Consider the following 4,271-nt stretch of genomic DNA (forward strand, 5'->3'; position numbering starts at 1 on the left):
CCATTTATTTATCATATTATGAACTTCTTCTGCAATATTTTTTGCAAAATCTTCGATTTTCATGCTTCCTTTGTCGCCTTCACCCTGTTTTCTTACAGCAACTTCACCATTTTCAGCTTCTTTTTCACCAACGATGAGCATGTAAGGGATACGTTTCATTTCGTTATCACGTATCTTGCGGCCAATCTTTTCATTTCTGTCGTCAACCAAAGCACGGATATCATATTTTTTAAGTTCAAGACGAACCTTATCCGCATAGTCATTGAATTTCTCAGAAATAGGAAGGATAGCTACCTGATCTGGAGTCAACCACAATGGGAACTTACCGGCTGTATGCTCGATAAGCACAGCTACGAAACGTTCCATTGAACCGAAAGGAGCACGGTGAATCATTACAGGACGGTGTTTCTGGTTGTCAGATCCCATATATTCCAACAGGAATCTTTCAGGCAAGTTATAGTCTACCTGAATAGTACCCAACTGCCAGCGGCGTCCGAGAGCATCTTTCACCATAAAGTCAAGTTTAGGACCATAGAATGCAGCCTCGCCATATTCGATTTTTGCAGGCAATCCTTTTTCCTGACAAGCCTCGATAATAGCTTGTTCAGCTCTTTCCCAGTTTTCTTCAGATCCGATATATTTTTCGCGGTTCACTTTATCTCTCAATGAAATCTGAGCTTCAAAGTTCTCAAGTCCCATAGAAGTGAACACGATTGAAATGATATCCATTACTCTCAAGAACTCATCCTTAACCTGGTCAGGACGGCAGAACAGGTGAGCATCATCCTGTGTAAAGCTACGCACACGAGTCAAACCGTGCAACTCACCACTCTGCTCGTAACGACATACAGTACCGAACTCTGCAATACGCAAAGGAAGGTCACGATATGAACGTGGAGAATTCTTGTATATCATACAGTGATGAGGACAGTTCATAGGCTTCAAGAAGTATTCTTCGCCCTCTTCCGGAGTGTGGATTGGCTGGAAAGCATCCTTACCGTATTTAGCATAGTGGCCTGAAGTAACATACAGAAGTTTGTTACCGATTGGCGGACACATTACTTCCTGATAGTCATATCTTGCCTGAATACGACGTAAGAAATCCTGCAGACGAATACGGAGAGCAGTACCCTTTGGCAACCACATAGGCAAACCTTTACCTACAGTATCAGAGAACATGAACAAATCCATCTCCTTACCTATCTTGCGGTGGTCGCGTTTCTTAGCTTCTTCAAGCAATACGAGATATTCGTCAAGCATTTTCTTCTTAGGGAAAGAAATACCGTAGATACGTGTCATCTGCTTACGGTCTTCCTGACCTCTCCAGTATGCACCAGCTACTGACAACAGTTTCACAGCCTTGATAGGAGCTGTAGAAGTCAAGTGTGGGCCACGGCACAAGTCTGTAAATGCACCCTGAGTATAAGTAGTGATATGTCCGTCTTCAAGTTCAGAGATAAGTTCGCACTTATAAGTTTCTCCTCTTTCGCCGAACATCTTGAATGCATCTTCTTTTGATATGTTTTCACGAACCAAGGCTTCTTTTTTAGCAGCCAGTTCCATCATCTTCTTTTCGATTGCAGGCAGGTCACCTTCTTTAATTACAGCCTCACCCGGATCTACATCATAATAGAAACCGTTTTCGATAGCCGGACCGATACCGAACTGAATTCCAGGATACAGTTCCTGAAGAGCTTCAGCAAGCAAGTGTGCACTTGTATGCCAGAACGCATGTTTACCCTGTTCGTCATCCCATTTGTAAAGTACAAATTCAGCATCTTCGTTTATAGGACGACTCAAATCAATAGTCTCACCATTAACACTGCACGCCAACACATCCTGAGCCAGACGAGAGCTAATGCTTTCTGCTATTTGCAGACCGGTTACACCTTCGTTGTATTCACGAACCGAACCATCCGGGAAAGTTATCTTAATCATGATTTTATATTTTAGTCTTATTTTACTTCAATTTTATCCGCAAAAATAGTAAAAGTTTATTTAATAGGTTTCTTTTTGAAATAAAATGTTATTTCTCTTTTACCGTAAAGCGTTTAATCACATTATAAGCTGAGAAAAGTCCCAACTCACCGGCCTTGCTCAAATCCTGTATTCCAAGTCGGTTATTGCCGAGGAATATATGAGTAAGACCTCTGTTGAAATAAGCGTCAGCAAGATTTGGTTCCAACTCCAACACCTTATTATAATCCGCAATCGCCCCACGGTAGTCTTTCATTATAGTAAGGATATTTGCCCTGTTATAATATGCATATACAAAGTCAGGAGCCAGTTCTATGACCTTGTCCAAATCCTCGCGTATTTTCGCATAATCCAAAGAACGTACCTGAGCAGTCTTGTCGTCTGCAGAAACTATCTCGAAGCTTTTCTCGCGTTTTCTATACTCCAACTCCTTGTAATGAATCAACGCACGGCTGAAATAAGCCGGGAAGAACAGCGAATCTCTGCTTATACACTCATTCAAATCGTTCAGAGCGTTATCAAAGTCCTGCACCAGATAAAAGTCCAATGCACGAGAATAATAATTCAGGGCATTATCAGGAGCATTTGCTATCGATGCCGACAGTTTATCTATAGAACTGAAGTGCTGTTTTACCAAAACTTCATTCAATGCCATCTCATTATTGGTAATTATCAATCTTTCAGGGAAAAGATGCTTTTCATTCATCTGTGCAATTCTCTTGTCAAAATTGATTTGCCTTCTCACCTCATCCTTACGCTCATAGTAAGTAAGGGCAAACATCGGCTGCGGCAAGATATTCACGTTCTTGTCCTGCACCCTTCCGCGATAGTTTGTCTTATATTTGCTTTCCGTATCATCATTGTCTGCCACGACAATCTTACGGTAGTTGTTCATATTCTTGTCAGACTTCTTTCGCGTCTTGTCATTCGATGCAGTATTATTCTTCGTACCTGTCTGAGCATCAATCTGAGCCTTAAGCACTACCACATCATCCGCATCAGCCCTCCTCAAATCACCCATCTTGCGATAAGCCTCTGCCCTGCACTGATACCCCGGCATAAAGTTAGGATATTCATCAAGAACAGCAGTATAGTCGGCAACCGCACCTTTATAATCACCCGTTTTGCTGCGCAACAAACCTCTGTTGAATGCAGCCATAAGATTATCCGGTTCTACGCTGAGCACAAAGTCAAAATCTTCGATAGCCCTGTTGTCATCCCCTACCTGCGCTCTGAGCAATCCTCGGTTATAATGTCCTATCAGATTGTTTTTGTCTATATCGAGTGCGATATCATAGTCGGACATGGCACCGCGCAGATTATTCTGATGATATCTTGTCAATGCCCTGTTTATATAAATGCCTGAATTCTTGAATGAAAGCCTTGCAGCCTCGTCAAAATCCGATTCAGCTTCGGCATACTTGCCTCTTTGCATAAACAGAATAGCCCTCGAAGCCCATGGATCAGGATTATATCTGTCCATTTCTATAGCCTTGTCGGCATCTGTCATCGCCTGAAGCGTATCTTTCATTTTCAAAGACACTTCAGTACGCATCAAATAAGCATCAGTATATCTTGGAGAAATAGAAATAAGAGTGTCGAGTTCGGCTCTTGCTGTCGAATAATCCTTTTTCTGTATGCGGCATAATATCAGATTATGCCATAAAGCCTCATTCTCCGGCTCTATAGTAAGAGCTTTCTGATAGTCGGCTATAGCTCCGTCAAAATTATCCTGACGGATTCTGGAGATACCTCTTATCTGATATGTGTTTGCCACGAAAGGATTGCGCTCGATAGACTCTGTACAATCGGCCTCAGCTCCCTGAAAATCGTCAAGGTTTATTTTCGCCAATCCTCTATAAAAAAAAGGCTCAGCCAGATACGGTTTTGCATTTATAACCTGATTAAAATATTGTATAGACAATACATAATCCTCAAAATAAAGAGCATTCTTACCTATGGTCATAACCCTGTCGGTATTAATTTGCGACAGGGCTGCCACAGACATCATCAAGCCTATATATAATATGTATAGAAGCTTTTTTATCATTTTACAGTCTTCACCTTGTAAGCACAACGGGCTTTTCCTTCAACCATTTTGTTCAGTTTTCCCTTAATCATCTGTTTTCTCAGTGGAGAAAGGTGATCGATGAACATTGTTCCGTCCAGATGGTCAAACTCGTGCTGCATAACCCTTGCCAGATATCCTTCCACCCACTCGTCATGCGGATTCATATCTTCATCAAGATAAGTCACATGTATCTTGTCCGGACGTTTAACACTCTCATGCACAC

At 41.8% G+C, this 4,271-nt stretch carries 3 protein-coding genes; all 3 read right to left on the reverse strand.

Annotated features, from left to right (window positions below):
* Positions 1-1,938, reverse strand: a 1,938-nt coding sequence (thrS, locus tag QZ379_RS07385; protein WP_291562547.1) for a threonine--tRNA ligase, incomplete at its 3' end; no start/stop codon positions are given.
* Between the two features lie 88 nt (positions 1,939-2,026).
* Complete coding sequence (locus QZ379_RS07390; RefSeq protein ID WP_291562550.1) at positions 2,027-4,027, reverse strand: tetratricopeptide repeat protein; 2,001 nt, start codon at positions 4,025-4,027, stop codon at positions 2,027-2,029.
* Positions 4,024-4,271, reverse strand: a 248-nt coding sequence (locus tag QZ379_RS07395; protein WP_291562553.1) for a peptide deformylase, incomplete at its 5' end; no start/stop codon positions are given. The genes QZ379_RS07390 and QZ379_RS07395, both read right to left, overlap by 4 nt.

The sequence above is a fragment of the Bacteroides sp. genome, assembly GCF_019417265.1.
GTDB lineage: Bacteria > Bacteroidota > Bacteroidia > Bacteroidales > Bacteroidaceae > Phocaeicola.

Bases quoted from the DNA above. Each gene is read 5' to 3' on its own strand.
- QZ379_RS07390 (WP_291562550.1), bottom strand. From the start codon at position 4,027: ATGATAAAAAAGCTTCTATACATATTATATATAGGCTTGATGATGTCT.